The sequence below is a fragment of the Brevibacillus jepli genome (assembly GCF_047229145.1).
Classification (GTDB): Bacteria; Bacillota; Bacilli; order Brevibacillales; family Brevibacillaceae; genus Brevibacillus.
This window is the reverse complement of sequence record NZ_JBFEFW010000010.1, coordinates 1-19,503: the sequence shown is the minus strand read 5'-3', so window position 1 is coordinate 19,503 and position 19,503 is coordinate 1. Positions and strand designations below refer to the sequence as shown.

19 protein-coding genes and 1 other annotated feature are annotated in these 19,503 nt (G+C 47.1%); of the genes, 8 read left to right on the top strand and 11 right to left on the bottom strand.

Going from position 1 to position 19,503, the window contains the following annotated elements:
- Positions 1 to 104: 104 nt before the first annotated feature.
- From ypeB to prsW, 4 genes are read right to left on the bottom strand one after another with little or no spacing between them, the layout of a single operon-like run.
- Positions 105 to 1,472 carry a germination protein YpeB gene (gene ypeB, locus AB1L17_RS12535; RefSeq protein ID WP_412845177.1) on the bottom strand — a complete coding sequence of 456 codons (1,368 nt, stop codon included), beginning with the start codon at positions 1,470 to 1,472 and terminating at the stop codon, positions 105 to 107.
- A 32-nt stretch (positions 1,473 to 1,504) separates the two neighbouring features.
- Positions 1,505 to 2,143, bottom strand: a complete 639-nt coding sequence (locus tag AB1L17_RS12530; protein WP_412845176.1) for a cell wall hydrolase — start codon at positions 2,141 to 2,143, stop codon at positions 1,505 to 1,507.
- A 46-nt stretch (positions 2,144 to 2,189) separates the two neighbouring features.
- On the bottom strand, positions 2,190 to 2,348 hold the full coding sequence (locus AB1L17_RS12525) for a hypothetical protein (protein ID WP_412845175.1): 159 nt from the start codon (positions 2,346 to 2,348) through the stop codon (positions 2,190 to 2,192).
- 20 nt (positions 2,349 to 2,368) lie between these two features.
- On the bottom strand, positions 2,369 to 3,043 hold the full coding sequence (prsW, locus tag AB1L17_RS12520; RefSeq protein WP_412845174.1) for a glutamic-type intramembrane protease PrsW: 675 nt from the start codon (positions 3,041 to 3,043) through the stop codon (positions 2,369 to 2,371).
- 82 nt (positions 3,044 to 3,125) lie between these two features.
- On the opposite strand from prsW, the gene AB1L17_RS12515 reads away from it, so the two are divergent.
- The gene (locus AB1L17_RS12515) at positions 3,126 to 4,103 is read left to right on the top strand and encodes an asparaginase (protein WP_412845173.1); all 978 of its coding nucleotides are present in this window, start codon (positions 3,126 to 3,128) and stop codon (positions 4,101 to 4,103) included.
- A gap of 637 nt (positions 4,104 to 4,740) precedes the next feature.
- Here the strand turns inward: AB1L17_RS12515 and AB1L17_RS12510 are convergent.
- Positions 4,741 to 6,030 (bottom strand): Glu/Leu/Phe/Val family dehydrogenase, encoded by a 1,290-nt coding sequence (locus tag AB1L17_RS12510; RefSeq protein ID WP_412845172.1) that lies wholly within the window; start codon positions 6,028 to 6,030, stop codon positions 4,741 to 4,743.
- Between the two features lie 311 nt (positions 6,031 to 6,341).
- On the opposite strand from AB1L17_RS12510, the gene AB1L17_RS12505 reads away from it, so the two are divergent.
- A complete protein-coding gene (locus AB1L17_RS12505; RefSeq protein WP_412845171.1) occupies positions 6,342 to 7,088 on the top strand; it encodes a PIG-L deacetylase family protein in 747 nt (248 codons plus the stop codon).
- A gap of 69 nt (positions 7,089 to 7,157) precedes the next feature.
- Here AB1L17_RS12505 and AB1L17_RS12500 read toward each other — a convergent pair whose 3' ends face one another.
- From AB1L17_RS12500 to AB1L17_RS12475, 6 genes are all read right to left on the bottom strand, one after another.
- On the bottom strand, positions 7,158 to 7,757 hold the full coding sequence (locus tag AB1L17_RS12500; RefSeq protein ID WP_412845170.1) for a genetic competence negative regulator: 600 nt from the start codon (positions 7,755 to 7,757) through the stop codon (positions 7,158 to 7,160).
- 357 nt (positions 7,758 to 8,114) lie between these two features.
- Positions 8,115 to 9,029: an NAD(P)/FAD-dependent oxidoreductase gene (locus tag AB1L17_RS12495; RefSeq protein WP_412845169.1), complete on the bottom strand. Its 915-nt coding sequence runs from the start codon at positions 9,027 to 9,029 to the stop codon at positions 8,115 to 8,117.
- 51 nt (positions 9,030 to 9,080) lie between these two features.
- Positions 9,081 to 9,764, bottom strand: a complete 684-nt coding sequence (locus AB1L17_RS12490; RefSeq protein WP_412845168.1) for a LysM peptidoglycan-binding domain-containing protein — start codon at positions 9,762 to 9,764, stop codon at positions 9,081 to 9,083.
- Positions 9,761 to 10,339: a CPBP family intramembrane glutamic endopeptidase gene (locus tag AB1L17_RS12485; protein ID WP_412845167.1), complete on the bottom strand. Its 579-nt coding sequence runs from the start codon at positions 10,337 to 10,339 to the stop codon at positions 9,761 to 9,763. The genes AB1L17_RS12490 and AB1L17_RS12485 overlap by 4 nt, the downstream gene beginning before the upstream one ends.
- A gap of 16 nt (positions 10,340 to 10,355) precedes the next feature.
- Positions 10,356 to 11,867 carry a RecQ family ATP-dependent DNA helicase gene (locus AB1L17_RS12480; protein ID WP_412845166.1) on the bottom strand — a complete coding sequence of 504 codons (1,512 nt, stop codon included), beginning with the start codon at positions 11,865 to 11,867 and terminating at the stop codon, positions 10,356 to 10,358.
- Positions 11,864 to 12,979, bottom strand: a complete 1,116-nt coding sequence (locus tag AB1L17_RS12475) for a YpbB family protein (RefSeq protein ID WP_412845165.1) — start codon at positions 12,977 to 12,979, stop codon at positions 11,864 to 11,866. Before AB1L17_RS12475 ends, AB1L17_RS12480 begins: the two co-directional genes overlap by 4 nt.
- A 77-nt stretch (positions 12,980 to 13,056) precedes the next feature.
- On the opposite strand from AB1L17_RS12475, the gene AB1L17_RS12470 reads away from it, so the two are divergent.
- From AB1L17_RS12470 to AB1L17_RS12445, 6 genes are all read left to right on the top strand, one after another.
- Positions 13,057 to 13,974 carry a hypothetical protein gene (locus AB1L17_RS12470; protein ID WP_412845164.1) on the top strand — a complete coding sequence of 306 codons (918 nt, stop codon included), beginning with the start codon at positions 13,057 to 13,059 and terminating at the stop codon, positions 13,972 to 13,974.
- Between the two features lie 103 nt (positions 13,975 to 14,077).
- Entirely contained in the window at positions 14,078 to 14,284 is a 207-nt protein-coding gene (locus AB1L17_RS12465) for a ferredoxin (protein ID WP_047068940.1), read from the top strand.
- A 380-nt stretch (positions 14,285 to 14,664) separates the two neighbouring features.
- Positions 14,665 to 14,913: a binding site (T-box leader), on the top strand.
- 70 nt (positions 14,914 to 14,983) lie between these two features.
- Positions 14,984 to 16,138, top strand: coding sequence for a pyridoxal-phosphate-dependent aminotransferase family protein (locus tag AB1L17_RS12460; RefSeq protein ID WP_412845163.1), 1,155 nt, complete (start codon positions 14,984 to 14,986; stop codon positions 16,136 to 16,138).
- Complete coding sequence (gene serA / locus AB1L17_RS12455) at positions 16,131 to 17,714, top strand: phosphoglycerate dehydrogenase (protein WP_412845162.1); 1,584 nt, start codon at positions 16,131 to 16,133, stop codon at positions 17,712 to 17,714. The genes AB1L17_RS12460 and serA overlap by 8 nt, the downstream gene beginning before the upstream one ends.
- A 106-nt stretch (positions 17,715 to 17,820) precedes the next feature.
- Positions 17,821 to 19,104, top strand: coding sequence for an ArsB/NhaD family transporter (locus tag AB1L17_RS12450; RefSeq protein ID WP_412845161.1), 1,284 nt, complete (start codon positions 17,821 to 17,823; stop codon positions 19,102 to 19,104).
- A gap of 13 nt (positions 19,105 to 19,117) precedes the next feature.
- On the top strand, positions 19,118 to 19,393 hold the full coding sequence (locus AB1L17_RS12445) for a hypothetical protein (RefSeq protein WP_412845160.1): 276 nt from the start codon (positions 19,118 to 19,120) through the stop codon (positions 19,391 to 19,393).
- Positions 19,394 to 19,503 lie beyond the last annotated feature (110 nt).

The following is a 19,503-nucleotide window of genomic DNA, read 5'->3' as shown; positions in this document are numbered from 1 at the left end:
TTCCTCCCCTTCCCTTTCACACTTTCCATTATATACCCTTTCGTTTCGAATCAGCAAATAGGGAAAGCCGCTAAAAAACTAGCTTTCCCCTTGTTTTTTGAACGCTATTGTCCTTCGTTCTGTCCTGCGCCCGTTTCCATTTTGACAACTTCTTCTTCTTCTCCATTCATGGCGTTAATGTACACCATGTATGAATTCCCTTCGAAGCTTCCTGTCATTTCCCACGTCAGCACTTCTTTCCCATCGTTTTTCCCTTCAATGAGGGCAAGTCGTTGATCGGTAACCTTGACGCTTGGATTTACTTTTTTCCTTGCCTCTTCTTTGGAAAGACGTGGTTTGCTGAGCATTCTCTTTTTATGATTAAACAGGTACTCTGTAGAGTTATAAGCGGTTATGTCTCCGTTGTCCAATGCGATCTCTACGACTACAGAATCAGGGTAAATACGGACGCCATCCGAAACAGGCACAAACGTAAAGAGTGCATTGCGATCGTAGCTGTCGATCTCGGAGACCTGCATATTGTCAAATCCGTGCTTGCGCAAGAACTCTTGGCCCTTCGCCTCCGCCTGCTTCATGTCCAGCTTCTCTTCACCAACACCACGCTCGTCCATCATCCAGACGACTTTCCCACCGCGTTTTGTCACATCAAGATTAATGGCCGCCTTACGTCCGTTTGGTATCACACGTACACTATACGCTGAGTACTCTTGGCCCTTCCCGTTTTCGTTCACTTCGACTTTAGCATCTCCTGGTTTGATCCCGAGAAACTCCAGCGCATTTTTTTGCGCTTCCTCTTTCGTAGCTGCTTTCCCATCGATTCCTTTTATTCGTTGTTGTTTTTTCTTATCCAAGCTCTGAATCCCGACTCCCCAGTCCAAATCAGGATACTCTTGCACTTTTTTCTCAATGGTTTGGAAGCCGTCGATGATGGAATTGTCTTCTTTGCTATCATTGTTCGCTAAGGCCGTCTCGACATCCATCCATCTCAATTGTTTGTCCATCGCGAGGGTTTGGACCTTGCGCAGCTCATCCTGGATATCTTTTGCTTGGGTATGCAGGCTCTTCAACGTCTTGTATTCATTCTGTGTCAGTGGCTCCTTGTCCAGATCACGCACGGCAACGCGATAGGAAAAATCAGCAACCCTCGACAGCATTTCTTCGGTTTTACTGAACGCCATCAAGGTCAATGGGAGCTGGCCGACATCTGCTTGTGCCGCATAGGAAAGGCGCCACACATTCGTCAGGATCGGGGTCATTTGTCTACGGGAATTGACCACCAGAGATTTGCCAAGCTCATCGTGTAGCTTGTCCACATGATAAGTGAGATCGTGAAAAGCTCGTTGGTATGAGTTTTCCGCTTTAATCAGGACCGAGTTTTTTTCATTATGCTCCTGATATCCCCACACGCCAGCGCCTATCAAGGCGACCAGGGCAACGGGAAATAAGACGCGTGCTGTTGCTCCATATACCATCCCTTGCCACTCCTCCTTTTAATACGCATCCATCACCTGCAGAAGATGTGTTTCCCGATCTTTTTGACCTGAGGCCTGGTCCAAATCCAACCAGACGTTGCTGTATCCGGATTAAAGTAGTACGTGCAGCCTCCCGATGGGTCCCAGCCGCTTAATGCGTTTTTCACTGCTTTCATCGCACTTTCATTTGGCGTTAGCCATATTTGACCATCAGCTACTGCCGTAAAAGCGCGTGGCTCAAAAATCACAGCCGAGGGTGTATCAGGAAACGAAGGACTCTTGACGCGGTTCAAAATGACAGCTGCGACAGCTACTTGCCCTTCAAACGGCTCACCTCTTGCCTCCCCGTAAACAGCGTTCGCCATGATTTTCATATCATTGTTAGAGATCCGTGAAGGATGAAAGCTGGCTTTGGTTTTGGCGGTTTGTTTTTTCGCTGCAGGTGCAGCCATCTGCGTGTCTTGTGCAGCCGCCACATTTTTTTCCTTCCAGAAAACCTTGTACCCAGACAAACCCGCTGTTACCAACATCACCAACACACCTGCGATCCAGATTGTTCTCACGGCTGAATCCTCCTTGGCATGTATTGAAATCTTTGCATAGTGTTGGTGGAGGAAGAATGGATTATGCATGTAAATCTGGATATAGAAAAAGACCGATGCTACTCGCATCGGCCTACGCAGGATTTAACGCTTTTTCATTTGTGAATAGAAAAGTTCAGGACTCATCAATTTTAAAATGCTGATCATTGTCACACAGGCACTGCTTGAACCCTGTTTCTACTTGCCCTCCTGGTTCTCGATGACCACGGAGGGTAAACTTTTCACCACATACATTGCATTGAATTGTCACTTTTGCTCGTTCCGTTTTTAGCACGCACGTCTCCTCCTTACCGTCTATTGTGGACGTGAAGAGAGGTTTTTAGAACCATAATCGTGTGCTCTTTGCACCTTTTTTAAACCTTGCCACCATAAAACCAGCATGAACGGCACAATCACGATCAGCCAGTTTTGAACCGACAAAAAGATCGCATTATACAGTGCATGCAAGCCAATCGGCAAGGAAATGGACATCCATAAAAAAAGCCGCTCATGCTTGGCGTCCTTGGAAAATTTCGCACGCCCCAGATAATAGCCCATCCATACTGCAAACAACGCATGGCTGGATACAGGGAGAAATGCACGCCAGATGGCGATATTCATTCCATTGATAATGAGATAGAACAAATTCTCCAATGTAGCAAAACCAAGTGATACCGCAACGGCATAAACTATTCCATCATAGGGCTCATCAAATTCCAAGTGTTTATAAACCGTAAAATAAATAACCATCCATTTAAAAAATTCTTCAACGACAGCGGATTGGAAAACTTCCGCGACAATGCCGTCCCGCCAGTTCCATTCATTCTGCATGATGTACTGGAGCACCATAATCGGAACAACCAGTAGCATACCAAAGATAAACGACCGGATCACCATCGAAATCGGCTCCGGTTCGAGACTGTCACGCAGGTAAAAGTAACTTAAGATGGCGATACCGGGGGCAACTGCCGCGCCGATCAAAGCAATCATCTTTTATTACTCCTTTACACAAGACTATTGTTCATCGTACCATGAATACTGGTTGATGAAAACCCGCTACAGGAGAGAGATCATGTCAAAAAAAATTTTGGTAGTGAATACAGGTGGCACGATTGCCATGTCTGTCGATGACTCAGAAGGCGTAAAGCCATTGGATGATCAAGCAGTCAACAAAAATCTTCCTTTTTTAGAAAAATACGCGGACGTCACCATGAAAAATGTGCTCAACCTGCCAAGCCCTCACATGACTCCTGCGATCATGAATCAGCTGCGACTCGACATCGAAGAAGCGTTTACACATGATCACTATGATGGCATTGTCATTACCCATGGTACCGATACGCTAGAGGAGACTGCTTACTTCCTGGATTTGACTTTATCGGTACACGTCCCTATTGTTGTAACCGGCGCCATGCGCAGTAGCAATGAGCTCGGGGCTGACGGTCCCGTTAACCTCATCTCTTCCGTTCGTGCAGCCGCTGACCCCGACAGTTTGAACAAAGGTGTTCTCGTTGTTTTTAATGACGAAATTCACGCAGCACGTCACGTAACCAAAACACATACAAGCAATGTCGCAACCTTCCAGTCCCCACAATACGGACCAATTGGAACGATCGCCAAGAAAAGTGTGCAATATCACCATGCTCCATTGGATCGAGAGCATTATACGATTACCCATGCTGATGCGAATGTGCCGCTAATGAAAGCAGTTGCTGGCATGGAGCCCGCCTGGTTGCAGTTTTTGTTGGAGCAATCCATTGATGGACTTGTCGTAGAGGCGTTCGGATTAGGAAATCTACCTCCCGCTATCATCATCATCCCTATCCTCCAGCAATTACTGGACAAGGGCGTGCCGATTGTGCTCGTCTCGCGCTGTTATAACGGCCAGGTGCAGGACATCTACGATTATGAAGGCGGAGGCCGCAAGCTAAAAGAGATGGGTATCATCTTCTCCAATGGCTTGAATGGGCAAAAGGCTCGTCTCAAGTTAATCGTTACCTTACAAAAAACACGGGATTTCAAAGAGCTGCAGCAGTTGTTCGATCAGTAAATAAAAGGACTAAAACCTCCTGCTCATCAGGAGGTTTTTTCGTCCATTATAACCATCTTGTACGATGCTGTTGTGGTGGGGAGGAAAAAGGAGAAAACGCTCAGCTTCTAGGGCCACCCCCTGAGGGATTGACTGCACGACTCCATGCAAAAAGCGAAACCGCGTCCAAAGTGGTCCATTCCAGATGTGTTTCAGAGGTGGACGCTTAAAAGCGTGTTTCGCTTTTTGCATTGCGTCTCGGTCGGTGTCCCTAAGATCTTCGCTTATTTCTCCTGTTTCCTCTACGAGCTTTCCGTGTTAAACGGGTTTTAAATCCTTAAAAGATTGAAGAACGTAATTAGTAACGCTAGAGAAGAATATTTCCAGACGTAGCGACTTGTGGAGTCCTACCAAGCGGAGAAGGGATTAGCGGGCAACAGAAACGCAACCGTGCCCATGCTACGTAGCGGCTACCACTTTTGCGTTTCCCCGCTAAGCCCTTCGGAGCGGGCAGTGCAAGCTTCCCCGTGGGACGGAGCACTGAGCCTAGTCTGGAAATATTCTTCTCCCCACCGCAGCCACATACCTACAATAAAAAAAGGCCCCGCCAAAGCTGGCGAAGCCATGTTTTCTCAATATATGGAGGGTTGCTTGAAAATTATACCCAACCGCGGAAGCGAGATGCTTCAGCCATTTTACGGGCACCAACCATGTAAGCAGACAGACGCATGTCAATGCGACGAGTTTGAGACATGGAGTATACGTTTTCAAACGAACGAACCATTACTTTTTCCAGCTTCTCTTCTACTTCTTCTTCAGACCAGTAGTAGCCTTGGTTGTTTTGTACCCACTCGAAGTAGGAAACAGTCACACCACCAGCACTAGCCAGAACGTCTGGAACAAGAAGAATTCCACGCTCAGTCAAAATCTTAGTCGCTTCCAGTGTAGTTGGGCCATTTGCCGCTTCTACTACGATTTGCGCCTTGATGTTGTGAGCATTTGCAGCTGTGATTTGGTTTTCGATCGCTGCCGGAACCAAGATGTCGCATTCCAGTTCAAGAAGCTCTTTGTTGGAAATCGTGTTGTTGAACAGTTTTGTAACTGTACCAAAGGAATCACGACGATCCAACAGGTAGTCGATATCCAAACCGTTCGGATCATGCAGCGCACCGTAAGCATCAGAGATACCTACAACTTTAGCGCCTGCATCGTGCATGAATTTAGCCAAGTAGCTACCAGCGTTACCAAAACCTTGAACAACTACGCGAGCACCTTTTACGTCGATATTGCGACGTTTCGCTGCTTCACGGATGCAAATGGTTACCCCTTTTGCAGTAGCTGTTTCGCGGCCATGGGAACCACCCAGCGCAATTGGTTTACCCGTAATGAAACCAGGCGAGTCAAATTCACGGATACGGCTATATTCGTCCATCATCCACGCCATGATCTGTGAGTTCGTAAAGACATCCGGAGCCGGAATATCTTTAGTAGGGCCCACAAGCTGGCTGATTGCGCGAACGTAACCGCGGCTCAGTCTTTCCAGTTCACGGAAGGACATTTCACGCGGGTCGCAAATGATACCGCCTTTACCACCGCCATATGGCAGGTCAACGATACCGGCTTTGAGGCTCATCCAGATAGAAAGTGCTTTAACTTCATCCTCAGTAACTTCCGGGTGGAAACGAATGCCCCCCTTGGTCGGACCTACTGCATCGTTGTGCTGTGCACGATAGCCCGTAAACACCTTTACTTCGCCGTTATCCATGCGAACCGGAATGCGTACGGTCAAAACGCGTAGCGGCTCCTTCAAGAGTTCAAACATCGATTCTTGGTAACCTAGTTTCTCCAGTGCTTCCTTGATCACCGTTTGAGTTGAATGGAGCAAGTTCAATGATTCTTGCTTTTCTTTCCCTTCGGTGCTTTCGGTTACCACGTCTTGATTACCCATTACTTACCACCTCAAAAATGTTTTCGGTCAATGCCGCCTTTAGTATACACGCTTGTATCATTTATGAGAAGCTTAAAAATGTTTTTTTTCCATTTCGAAAACGTTTTCGTGCCTTGTTTTGCATAATCATTCAATATTTTACCATCCAATTTGGTAACGCTTTTACGAAGCTACATTTTGTACAAACAGCTTCAAACGCACGTCAATCATGGTTGTATTGTCCCCAAACTTGCTTCTTTCATTACGCAATAAGTGAATTTATGCCATAATGGAAAAAGTAAAGGTGGAAGTTTATACATGGAGGTGTTTTTATGAAAAATAAGCCTATTTTGTTTGTTTTTGCTCATCCTGATGACGAAACGTTTGCTTGTGGGATTACCATTTCTAAATATACCGACACTCAAACTGCCAGCACCCATTTATTATGCGCAACAAAAGGGCAAGCAGGAAAAGCGGGGGAACCACCGTTATGCACACCGGAAGAACTCCCCCGCTTTCGTGAGCAAGAGCTTCGGGACGCTTGCGCCATACTTGGCTTGCAAAGTGTAGACGTCTGGGAGTACCAAGATAAGTTCCTAAACATAGTTCCGGTAGATGAGCTCGTCAATCGTATTCACCAAGCGATCCGGCAGATTAAACCGGAAGTCGTGGTTACTTTTGCGCCGCACGGCATCTCCGGCCATCCTGACCACCTGGCCATTAGTCATGCGACTACCCAGGCTGTCCTATCTTTAGACCCAGATACGAGCGTGCGAAAGCTCTATTATGCGACCACTCCGACCGAAGGATCACTAGGTGCCTTGAAACCACCATTTACAGACCCGATGACAAGCATTACGACGATCATAAATGGTCCGAAATATAGGGATCAGGTTGCGGCAGCACTGCGCGCGCACAAAACACAGCATTTATCGATCGATCGAGTATTTCCCGGAGTAAACGATGGCGTATCCACATCTGTCCCGCCAAGCGATTACTATATTTTAGCCTGGCATAACCTGCCGAACTACACCATTCAGAGTAAAGAGGCAGATTTTTTTGATGGCCTACATGGATAGGTACAGACAGCAACAGCACCTAGTTGGTTGACTAGGTGCTGTTTTATATTCCCAGACATTCCTGTTCAATTAGGTGAAATGTCTGCATATTTCCTTGACAGCATCGTCGGCAACGATTACTTTTCCGTATTCTTCCAACACATAAATCGTTATCGGCGTCGCTTCTCCGTACTCAGAGAGGATCGCAATTAGCTTGTGATAACGCTCCTGATCCAGTTCGACTTCCTCCAGTACCAGATGATATTTCCCCTGATAGAAGTAGGCAGCCCCTCCATTGGTCAAAAGAGCGTTTATGCGGTGTGCGGCTTCAACCATATGCTCAAAGTCCCGGAAGGCATACATGATCAAATCGCTTTCTTCCAAGGTAACCTCTAGCTCGTATACATCTTCGTCTTCGAATTCTTCTTCTTTTCCGTCTTTTGAGCCAGTCTTGCCGCGCGTAACGATTACGACCATTCCCTGAGCTGGCAAGGCGAACACTTCAACTGCAACAGGCCCTGATACCTCAAATCCTAATTCGTGATAAGCCTGTTCCATCATGTCGTTGAACAGTTCATGTACTTTAGGAATGTCACGCCACATGTCTTCTTTTTCTATCCCGCGCTCCGAGAGGTCGTCAAAAGTTAAAAAGATTCGTATTTTATCTTGACCAAGGCGTTCAACACGCATGACTGTCCCTCCTCGCCATCCAGTCGTACTACAAAATATGATGGTAAGCCTGTAAGAGTTCTCCACATTCTCCGGCGAATACCAGTTGGCATTCATCCATTTTTTTATGGACTGGAAAATACGGGGTAGTCCTATCATATCACATTTAGTAACCGGAACAAAGCTACCATAACACCTACGCAGTATTCGCCTATACATGTCGAATGAAGTCACGGAAAAGGTAACCTTGTTGTTGCCTGTCAATTCCTGCGCTTTCCCAGGAAAAGTTGCACCCTTTGTTCTTCTTTCTCATTTATATTGAACCCTGCTAGTTCGGGTTCCTGATACCGCAAAAAACGCCCAGCACAGGCGTTTTTTCTAGTTCTCATATTCACGTAGCCGCTTTTGAATCCAGATTGCCGCCTGTGTTCCATCCCCCATCGCAATCGAAACCTGTTGAGAATGCTCGTTGATGTCTCCAACAGCCCATATGTTAGGATGGTCAGTTTCTTTCGTTCGGGGATTCGTATGTATGTGGCCCTTTTCATGAATTTGCACGGAAAAATCATCTAAAAGTCCCGTCAACGCATGTGCGCCGGGAAAAGCAAGAAATGCTCTTGCAGCAGACAAACGTTCACCTGACGCGAGCTCGATTTCGTGCAATTGTCCAGCGGTATGATGGAGTGTGCGTACGGTTTCATTACGATACAATATCCCCCGCTCACTCAAAGCTGTTAGGTCTTGCACATCAACTTGTGCTTTTGCATGATTAATGATAGTTAGCTTGTTCGTATAATAAATGAGTTCGTCTGCCATCGAAACTGCTTGCGGGCCTGCTCCAATGATTGCTGTGTCCCTCCCAACTGTTTCATACCCATCACAGTCGGGACATAGGAAGATCGATACGCCTACACAGTCCGAAAAGCCAGGAATCGTGGGAAACGGATCACGAATGCCAGTTGCCAATACGAGTGTTCGGGCAGTTAGTGTCTGTTTTCCGTTTTTCGTACTTACCAGAAATGAACCACTGGGGTCAGAAGCAAGCTTCGTGACCACATCTGCAATAAACGTTGCTCCGTATTTTTCTGCTTGTTTCCTGCCCTCTTGACGCAAAAAGTCGCCACTAACCCCATCCGAAAATCCAAGAATGTTTCGGTAGGTTTTGGCGACTGCTGATCTACCACCTGGCATATCAATGACCACAACGCGTCGAAGGCATCTAGCAAGCTGAATTGCCGTCTGAAGCCCAGCAATCCCACCACCGACAATGACCGTATCATACTCCACTCGCACCCACCTGCTTACCCTTTTCTTAGGTAGCATTGCCAGTGGAGCCTAAACTCATTACTGAGTGAGGGGAACAAGAACAACTTTTCCTTCCGTGAGCCCAGATTCTGCATGAAGCCCGTTGTATTTCGCTATTCTCGCTACATTCGAATTGTTCCCATAATACTGTCGTGAGAGCATGAACAAGGTTTCACCCTTCTTCACCACATGCTTGACGACCTTCGCTTTTGCAGAAGGGGTCATCGTAGCCTGTTTTCCCGGTGTAGCCTCTTTGCTACTAGACGACTTCGCTGTCTGGCTGGTTTTGTTTACATTCGTACCTGTGGGTGCTGTACTTGTTGTTTGGCTCATAGCAGGCTTCTCGGTGCTTGCTGTCGCCTTCACCACAGGCTCAGCCTGATTCGATTCGGTTGTTTTGGTTTTTGCAGGCGTGTTATCCACACTTGCATTAGGATCTGGTGTAGAAGGAAGGACGACTGAAGCCGGCTCTTTTTCCCCTGCGTTTTTTCCTTGTGTATTCGCTGCTACATTCGATTTCCCTACTTCGTTAAACTCAACAGTACCAGAAGCCGCTGACTCATGTGGCGCATTGGCCCTGTACAGTTCAAGACCAATCAACCCGAAAAAAACGAAGCCAAACAAGAGCAGTCCAGGCTGAATCCACTTTTTTATCGAGAACGACGCTTTGGGGCGTGTATGACGGGAGCGTCGAGGTGGTAATGGATTTTGCTCGAGATTCACTCTTCCTCCCCCTTTTTCTTGATTGTTTTTTGTAAATAAAAGGCTAACATGACATCGATGGAGATATGGGCGACGATAGAGGGCCATAGGGACTGATACTGGTGAAATAACAGCCCCAACAGCCAGCTTGTCCCAAACACACTAATCACCATGAGCGGTTTCTTCAAATATCGCACGTGAATCAGTGTAAAAATAAGACTGCTCCAAAAATTCCCGGTCAATGTTTGAATAACTCCCCGAAAAAGCCATTCCTCTCCTACCCCTACTACCATACAGACGAAAATTGTCGTTGACGGTAACATGGCTCCAAAAACTTTTTCATTGATACTGCCGTCATCTTGCCAACGCTTAGGCAAGTAATGATCCATGGCAATACTCGCAACAATAATACCTGCCGCTACACATAGAGCCCACAGCATAGCTTCCCAACCTGGCAAAGTGAATAAGGACAGTGTCGCGTCCCATCCAAGTACCAATAAGCTGCCTGCAGCCGCTGCTCCCATAACTAATCCTTGTGTTAACCAAAGATTCAGCCGAAGAGTGGCTTCATCCAACTCTTGCCGATCTTGCTTCACTTGTTGTTTCTCTCCTTTATTTGTTCGGCAAAAGAGTGTCTAACGCCTGCCGCAAATTCCATTTGCTTTGATCATTCTTTACAATAGTCTTGTCGTTTGTTTGGAAATACGCATTTTTTGATAGGCCGCATCGCGTGCAGCAGTATCGATCAAACCGTTTATCTGCTTCTCCAAAATACGTATTGATGCTCGTGCGCAAACAGCTTTCTCCTCTTACGTAAGACACCATTTCTGCCAGTTTTTTTTGCTTGAAGCTTTTTCTCTTTTCCGTTTCCTGCCAAATGATTTGGGCCTTCGGGTAGGACTCCCCCGTAGCAGCCACTTCGTATGTGGAAAGCACTCTTTCCGTGTAAAAAGCAAGAAGTGCACTCATTTCTTCAGATATATCCATCATCGCTAATGCTTCGCTGGTCAACGGAACCCCGGAATTGCATAACTGTTCGTATTTTTGGACCTGCGCTTGTGTCGGGTACTCCTTGTCCAGCATGTGGTGATGAATCTGCAAATCGTCCCACGAAAATAAAAGCAAGGCATATCCCGGCATACCGTCCCGGCCGATCCGCCCGATTTCTTGAGCATATGCCTCCAGACTTGCTGGCATTTGATAATGGATGACGTAGCGAATATCTGGCTTGTCAATTCCCATCCCAAATGCATTCGTTGCTATGATGACATCCAGCTCTCCTGCGAGAAATTGGGACTGAATCAGCATGCGCTCCATACTGTTCATACCCCCGTGGTAGCCGTGAACGCGTTTCTTTCCGTCGAGCTGATAAGACGCCGCCAATACATCTACCGCTTGTCGCGTGCTGCAATAAACGATCCCAGGGCCCTGTAGTCGATCGATCTGATCAAATACAAACGAACGTCTTTCACTTTCATCGGTTACTTCCATCAGATCATAGGCGATATTGGATCGATTGAGGGACTTTATGACGACATCTTCCTTTTCTATGGAAAACAAACGACAAATTTCCTCGCGTACAGCTGTCGTCGCCGTTGCCGTCACAGCCAGAACAGGCGGGGCTCCCAATTGCTTCACGACTTCTGGCAAACGCAAATAGTCCGTGCGAAAATCATGTCCCCATTGTGAGATGCAGTGTGCTTCATCAATCGCAATCAGAGACACCTTGGCCCGCTTCAACACATGCTGAACATAAGGCTGCTGAAGCTTTTCGGGAGAGACATACAACAGCTTGTACGCGCCTTCCGATATTCCCTTTAAGATTTCTCGCGACTCTGTTGCATCCTGCATGCTGTTCAAATAGGTGGCAGGGATTTTTTTTCGTGCCCGCAGCTGCTGCACCTGATCGACCATCAACGAAATCAACGGGGAAACCACGATAGTTAGACCCGGCAAGAGCAATGCTGGCAGCTGGTATGTGACGGATTTCCCGCCGCCCGTAGCCAAAAGTCCAAGTACGTTGCGACCATGCATTAGGCGCTCGATAATGGACTCCTGACCGGGACGAAATGAATCGTATCCAAAATGCTGCTTGAACCTGTCGTACATTAGCTGTTTATTCATTCCGCCCCCCTCGTCGCCCGTGCCAATGCCAAACGGATTTGCAAATAGGTCACTTCGGCCCCCAATTGATCCTTAATCAGCCGGAGTCTACTCGTACCTAGACGCTCGCTCGTCTCTATAATCACTTTTGCAAGCTCTTTTGGCAAATACGATGAATCATCCCATTCCGGGCAACGAAAGGCAATCTCAACCAAATGGTCCTCAATCGTACTCTCTTTCATCTGCCTTTTCGCCGCGATTTCTTTTTTCTCACAGCCCATCTGAAGCAGTGCGTACGTTCGAGCTGCACTTTCAGTTAAGCGTGGATCCAGCTTGTGGCTTTGCGTGACGAGATTTGCTAAAAGAGGGAACTGATCGCTCTGTTCAAGTAGCCCCTGAATAGACGCGGCAAGCCCAAATCGAAATTGCAGCATGAGATAGCTACGGCTTGTTTGCCTGGCATCAGCTAATTGCCCCATCGTTTTACCGACTTGTCCCACTCCTGAAAGTTGACTGAACAAGAGCTCCTGCACGTCTTCCTCCAAAGGCTCCCAGAGTCGAAATAGCTCGTCCGCCAACTGTTCCTTCCAAGCGATTCGCATAGACGCTTCAGACAATTGCGTTTTTACAAAGCGCTGGGCAGCTTTATCCGATACGACCGGAATGAAGCCGAGATCGCCTTGAAGCATTTGCGAGATTGTTTGGACCATAAGATGGAGCCTGCTCCAAAACGGTTCGATTCTCTCCGACAAATCGGATTGAGTAAATGGTGCGAACCACACATCAAATCGATACTTTTGGTAGGTCTGTTGTGCATACTGCAAGCCTGTATCCGAAACAGTAAATGTAGGCTTCGAATTCGTTCCAGCTGCATCTACAGGTACAATCCAGCCTTCCTGAAATAAAGTTGACACTATTTTCTCCCAATCCTCTCTCGGAAAACGGGAAAACATCCGATAATACGGATAAAGGGTATACAAATGTACATCTTGCAGTGTCTGGTTGGCTTTTCTGCCACGCAGGATGTAGTAGGCTGACTGTAGCGTTCGTTCATTGGCCAGAGGAATCATGGCATTCAAGGCGACCGCACATAAAAGGTCCTGCTCCTCTGCCGCACTGTTCCGACTGTTCATTGGTACTCCTTACATTATTCTATATTTTCTACGCTTGGTAAGCGAAGTAAACTGCATCATTGGATTTGGAGGATGGTATGACAAAACGATTGAAAAAGTCAGAATTTATGATGGCGTATATGATCATCATAACACTTGCCTGCACAGTTGGTGGATTTTTTTTCGGGGCACATTATATGAAGACACAATTGGAGTCCGAACAAGCCGCAGTACTGGAAGCAGAGAAAAAGGAAGCAGAAAAAGAAAAGCTGTTACGCGAGCAAAAGCTGTACAACGAACAGGACTTTATCCGTTTTTACTATGCCGTTTATGCACCGATGCTTGAGCTAAAGCAAGCTCACTTTGATACGATGGATAAATGGAATCAAATGGACAAGAACGAACAGTCGGATAGCTTGAAGCAGCTTAGCAAGCAAGCTGATCAAACACTCAAAGAGCTGGACAAAACCGTTCCTTTGCCGACATCTCCCCTGCTGACACAAGCCCACGCCACTTTTACGAACAGTGTACGGGCGTATTTGGATAGTATGGAGCAGATTCGTTCCGATCAAAATAGTAATGCTCTTACGCCAGCCTCCATTGGAGCAAGCTTGACGCTTTTCCAAAACAACTGGCTTACCGCACAGGAAAAGGTGTATCACTCCATCGCTGCTTGGGAATCTGCCTATGTGGTGAAACAACCAATGCCGAAGCAAGTCCCAGCGAACGTCAACACCACGCAGTGGAAGCAGTATCCTTTTCACTACCGCACCTATCTCGCGGCTGTTGCCATGTCCGCAAGCAACCAATGGAGCGGTTACAGTCCTGAGGATCTGACTGCGAGACTTGACTTGCTCATCGCTTCAAATGAAGTTCAAGCGCTTGGAATCAAGGATTTGTCAGCGGCGGTTAAAATTTTGAACGCTACAGATGCTGTTTCCGCCGGAGATTTTAAACGACTGAATACACAGCTCTACTCCGTGTTAAAAGCACCTGAAATCCCTCTTTATAAGTAGTCGTACATTTTTAGACTGATTCAATCTTGAAATCTTGTCAACAAGAGCATACAATGGTCTATGATAGTGGACGTACCACTTCGGTATGGGAGGTGAAACCACGATGACTACATGGGTAGATAAAGATACTTGTATTGCTTGCGGTGCTTGTGGCGCCACGGCTCCTGACGTCTTTGATTACGACGATGAGGGCCTTGCGTTCAACAAGTTGGATGACAACTCTAACAGTGTTGAAATCCCGGATATCCTGCATGACGATGTTCGTGATGCTGCTGAAGGATGCCCGACCGACTCTATTAAAGTGGAATAGTATTCCATCTACTAATGGAAGAAACCTCTTACGTACTTCGGTATGTAAGAGGTTTTTCATTATTTCCCCTTTTCTCTTCTCTTCCCTACACTGAACGAATGATCGGCAATTTCCCATTCCTTCTTTTGTGCTTTTTCGGTAAGATAAAAACGACAGCAAAAACCGAACATTAAATCGCGTTTTTCCCAGTTTTTGTGAGGATAATATCTTAACGTTCGTCTTTTGGTTGTTTTTCTGGTATTTTCACTAACCAATTAACTAATATTCACGAACGATAAACGGAATAAAATTATTAATGTTCATTTTTTCTTGTTTTTCTTCTTGACGGTCTTATTTTGACGTGATATCGTAAGTACAAATCTTACGAAACACCACATAAATCAACAGCGATGACGAAGAAACGCTGTGATCGAGAAATCCCCAGAGAGCCGATGGTTGCTGCGAATCGGCGGTTTCTCCCACGGTTAAGCACTTCAGAGCTGCTGCGTTGAAAAGTGGATTCACCATCCCAGTAGACGCAAACGGTAGATCCGTTATCTCTTTTAGGTCATGTACCTACCAAGGCTCTTTTTTGAGAAAAAAAGAGCGAATGAGGGTGGCACCGCGAAGCAAAGCCTCTCGTCCCTCACTGTTCTGTAATAGGAGCAGTGTGAGAACGGGAGGTTTTTTTGATATGCACTTATTTAGGAGGAGAGAACCATGTTTGCAGACAAAATGATTTTGAGAATCCCTGGCCCTACCCCTATCCCAGCACGAGTCCAAACGGCGATGAGCCAACCGATGATTGGACACCGCAGCGGCAAATTTTCCGCTCTCTTCGCTCGTACAGCTGAGAGACTAAAGCCTTACTTCGGCACCACACAGGACGTATATATCTTGGCGGGTAGCGGAACGAGCGCACTGGAGATGGGTGTCGTAAACACACTCCAACCAGGCGATGAAGCGGCTGTCCTCGTCAGCGGCGCGTTTGGTGAACGCTTTGCAAAAATTTGCGAGCGATACGGAGTAGTCGCTCATCGCTTGGAAGTACCTTGGGGCGAAGCCATTACACCGGAGCTGGTTGAAGCATTCATTCAAAAAAAGCCGCAAGTAAAAGCCGTATTCGCCACCTACTGTGAAACATCAACTGGGGTAGAAAACCCGATTCCTGAATTGGCGAAAGTCATTCGCGCACATTCGGACGCCCTCTTCATTGTGGATGCTGTAAGCTGCCTCGGTGCGGTTGCATGCGAAATGGACGCTTGGGGTGTCGATATGATCGTCACTGGCTCGCAAAAAGCTTTTATGCTGCCAACCGGCCTTGCCTTCCTCGCTGCGAGTGAGCGTGCCTGGAATGTGATCGAACAAAACAAATCACTCGCCTTCTATTTGGATCTTAAAGCATATCGCAAGAGCCTAGCAGAGCAAACAACGCCGTATACACCGGCTGTATCGCTTATTTTCGGCCTTGCCGAGGTATTGGATATGATGGACGAAGAAGGCATTCCAGCTATCGTGAAGCGTCATGAGCTGATGAGAGACATGACGCGCGCAGCGATGAAAGCACTGAACATAAAACTGATGGCGGAAGACAAGTACGCTTCGACGACAGTGACCTCTTGCGATCCTGATGGTGCCTTTCATGCAGAAGCTCTCCGCAAAATGTTGACACAGCAATATAACATTACAATTGCTGGCGGTCAGCAGCACATGAAGGGCAAGATCTTCCGTATCGGTCACATGGGCTATTGCGAGCCACTGGATGTCCTGCAAGTCATTTCTGCAATCGAGATGTCGCTTCACCAAATCGGTGCCCCTGTTGAATTGGGTGCCGGTGTAAAAGCTGCTCAGGAGGTGCTCATTGCACATGTATAAAGTACTCATTACAGACCCACTCAGCGAATTTGGAATTCAACAACTATTGGACGCCTCTGATGTAGAAGTCGTTCGCCAGACGAATCTCTCCCCTGCCGAATTGATCGAGGTGATTGGCGACTACGATGCACTGCTCGTGCGCAGCCAAACACAAGTAACAGCAGAAGTACTCACTGCCGGCAAAAAGCTGAAGGCAGTCGGTCGTGCGGGTGTTGGGGTCGATAATATTGATATTAATGCTGCGACGCAAGCAGGTATTCCCGTCATCAACGCTCCAGACGGTAACACGATTTCTACCGCAGAGCATTCGTTCGCGATGCTCATGGCAGTCGCTCGTAACATCCCCCAAGCTCACAAGAAGCTGGTAGACGGTACGTGGGATCGCAAAAGCTTCCAAGGGGTAGAGTTGAACAAGAAAGTACTCGGCGTCATCGGAATGGGCCGAATCGGTTCTGAGGTTGCCAAGCGTGCAAAGGCATTTGGAATGACTGTCATGGGCTTCGATCCTTTTATGACTGAGGAACGCGCGCAAAAAATGGGTATTATCAATGCAACCGTAGACGAAATTTGCCGCAAAGCGGATTTTATTACCGTTCATACTCCACTGACAAAGGAAACCCGTCATATTCTCAGCACACGTGAATTCGCGAAGATGAAAGATGGCGTTCGGTTGATTAACTGCGCACGCGGTGGAATCATCGACGAGAAAGCTCTCTACGAGGCAATTACGGCTGGAAAAGTCGCAGGGGCAGCTTTGGACGTATTCGAAGAAGAACCACCTGTAGACAACCCTCTCGTCGGTCTACCGCAAGTGGTAACAACACCACACCTGGGTGCTTCGACCATTGAGGCACAGGAAAACGTGGCTGTAGACGTATCGGAAGAAATCCTGAAGGTGCTACGTAACGAGCCATTCAAAAACGCAGTGAACTTGCCATCCATCCCTGCACACGTGATGGAAAAAGTTCAGCCATACTTTACATTGGGTGAAAAGCTTGGACATTTCCTTGCCCAAGTGACGGTAGGTTCCATTTCGGAGATTTCGATTAAATATAGCGGTGAGTTGACGGATGTAGACACCTCCCCTCTGACTCGCACGGTGCTCAAAGGTGTACTGTCCTTCCGATTGGGCGAAGAAGTAAATTATGTGAACGCCCCGATTTTGGCAAAAGTACGTGATATTACGGTAACCGAGCAAAAGACAGCCCAAAACAAAGGCTTTACGAACTTACTCACCGTTAGCCTGAAAACAACGCAAGAGACTCGTTCTGTTGCTGGAACGCGACTCAATGGATACGGTGCGCGTATCGTAAAAATTGACGACTTTGCCATTGACGTGGCGCCGGAGGGCTACCTCCTCTACATTCACCATAATGACCGACCAGGTGTGATCGGACGTGTCGGTTCCATCTTGGGTGAAAACAGCGTGAACATCGCAACGATGCAGGTAGGACGCCGTGACATCGGTGGGGATGCGATCATGATGCTCTCCGTCGACAAACCATTGACCCCAGAGCTTCTGGATACGATGGGCGAGCTGGCTGAAGTGAAAAGCGTTACACAAATTGAGCTGTAAGCCTATTTATAGACCTGGCCATGTGCCGGGTCTTTTTCTTTACCCTTATTTTGGTTAGAGCTATAATGGGACAAGATAATCTTATACACCAAGGAAGGAGCTTCTTATGACGAACCAGGCATTATTGGCAATTTCTGTCTTTTTAGTTACCTATGCATTTATTATTAGTGAAAAGCTACATCGTACCATTGTCGCCATGTCTGGCGGCATTCTCATGGTCTTGTTTGGGATCGTCTCACAGGATCAAGCCATTCATCACATCGACTTTAACACGCTCGGTCTACTCATTGGAATGATGATCTTAGTTGCCATTACGGCGCAGACCGGCGTTTTCAAGTATGTGGCCATCCGTGCGGCTAAGGTCGCAAAGGGCAAACCGATTCGAATTCTCGTCTACCTGAGCTTGATCACGGCCTTTGCTTCCGCCTTTCTGGACAACGTTACCACTGTACTTCTCATCGTACCTGTGACGTTTAGCATCGCCCGCCAGCTCGAACTTAATCCGATACCTTTTTTAATCAGTGAAATTATCGCCTCAAATACTGGGGGAACCGCTACGTTGATCGGTGACCCACCGAATATCATGATTGGCAGTTCTGTACCGGAGCTTGATTTTATGAAGTTTCTCGTGAATTTGAGCCCTGTTATCATCGTGATTTTGGCGGTAACCGTTGTTTGCCTGGTCCTTATTTATCGGAGGCAATTAGTAACGTCGCCTGAGCTGAGTGCAAAAATCATGCAGTTAAATGAGCGTGATGAAATTACCGACAGCCGTTTATTGAAAAAGTCTTTGACGGTGATGGGGTTGACCATTATTGGTTTCATGCTCCATGGAGCCTTACATTTGGAGTCGGCAACCATCGCTTTAACTGGAGCTTTTCTTTTGCTCCTCCTTACTGGAGAGCATTATTTAGAAGACGCGATCAGCAAAGTGGAGTGGAATACGATTTTCTTCTTCATTGGCCTGTTTGTTCTCGTCTCTGGTCTAGTGGAGACAGGCGTGATCAAAAAACTCGCAACTGAAGCGATGAATCTGACGGGTGGAGATTCAATGAAGACCTCCCTGTTGATCCTCTGGTTGAGTGCGATCGCATCTGCCTTTGTTGACAATATCCCGTTCGTTGCCACCATGATTCCGATGATCAAGGAAATGGGAGCCCTCGGGATCACCAACCTGGAGCCTCTCTGGTGGAGCCTCGCACTAGGTGCGTGTTTAGGCGGGAACGGTACTTTGATTGGTGCCAGTGCCAATGTGATTGTCGCTGGTTTGGCTGCAAAAGAAGGACATCATATCGGCTTTTTCAGCTTTATGAAAGTCGCTTTCCCGTTGATGATCCTCTCTATCATGATTGCTCATGTATACGTATATCTACGCTATTTTATTTGGTGAGGAGGAATCCTTCTTGTTCCATTACACCTATGATGAAAAAGAAATCGCCATAAAGGAACGCATTGCTGAGCAAGGTGCTACCTACCAGATTATTGTCAAATCGGATTCCATGCGAGAACGCGTCAAAGAGGTTCGCCGTTATTTTGAGGGGAACAAAGACTATACAGATGTCCTGTTTTTTTCACAGGAAGACGGTTCCTTCGAAGTGCACGTCCGGCACAACATGATGGAAACCTTTCTGATACACGCCTTTCGTTTCAAATGCTTGCAATCGATTTGTTGGGAATAATCGAGTAGGAGGGGGTGACTAACCCCCGTCCTCTCACACCACCGTACGTACCGTTCGGTATACGGCGGTTCATCTAAGTTTGACGTAAAAGAAAATACCTATCCTTAAGA

Coding starts and splice junctions, on each gene's coding strand:
- AB1L17_RS12500 (WP_412845170.1), bottom strand. CDS start 7,757: ATGCGTGTTGAACGCCTTGGTCAAGATAAAATACGAATCTTTTTAACT.
- AB1L17_RS12515 (WP_412845173.1), top strand. CDS start 3,126: ATGTCAAAAAAAATTTTGGTAGTGAATACAGGTGGCACGATTGCCATG.
- AB1L17_RS12460 (WP_412845163.1), top strand. CDS start 14,984: ATGTTTGCAGACAAAATGATTTTGAGAATCCCTGGCCCTACCCCTATC.
- prsW (WP_412845174.1), bottom strand. CDS start 3,043: ATGATTGCTTTGATCGGCGCGGCAGTTGCCCCCGGTATCGCCATCTTA.
- AB1L17_RS12450 (WP_412845161.1), top strand. CDS start 17,821: ATGACGAACCAGGCATTATTGGCAATTTCTGTCTTTTTAGTTACCTAT.
- AB1L17_RS12530 (WP_412845176.1), bottom strand. CDS start 2,143: ATGCGAGTAGCATCGGTCTTTTTCTATATCCAGATTTACATGCATAAT.
- ypeB (WP_412845177.1), bottom strand. CDS start 1,472: ATGGTATATGGAGCAACAGCACGCGTCTTATTTCCCGTTGCCCTGGTC.
- AB1L17_RS12505 (WP_412845171.1), top strand. CDS start 6,342: ATGAAAAATAAGCCTATTTTGTTTGTTTTTGCTCATCCTGATGACGAA.
- AB1L17_RS12465 (WP_047068940.1), top strand. CDS start 14,078: ATGACTACATGGGTAGATAAAGATACTTGTATTGCTTGCGGTGCTTGT.
- AB1L17_RS12475 (WP_412845165.1), bottom strand. CDS start 12,979: ATGAACAGTCGGAACAGTGCGGCAGAGGAGCAGGACCTTTTATGTGCG.
- serA (WP_412845162.1), top strand. CDS start 16,131: ATGTATAAAGTACTCATTACAGACCCACTCAGCGAATTTGGAATTCAA.
- AB1L17_RS12480 (WP_412845166.1), bottom strand. CDS start 11,867: ATGAATAAACAGCTAATGTACGACAGGTTCAAGCAGCATTTTGGATAC.
- AB1L17_RS12510 (WP_412845172.1), bottom strand. CDS start 6,030: ATGGGTAATCAAGACGTGGTAACCGAAAGCACCGAAGGGAAAGAAAAG.
- AB1L17_RS12470 (WP_412845164.1), top strand. CDS start 13,057: ATGACAAAACGATTGAAAAAGTCAGAATTTATGATGGCGTATATGATC.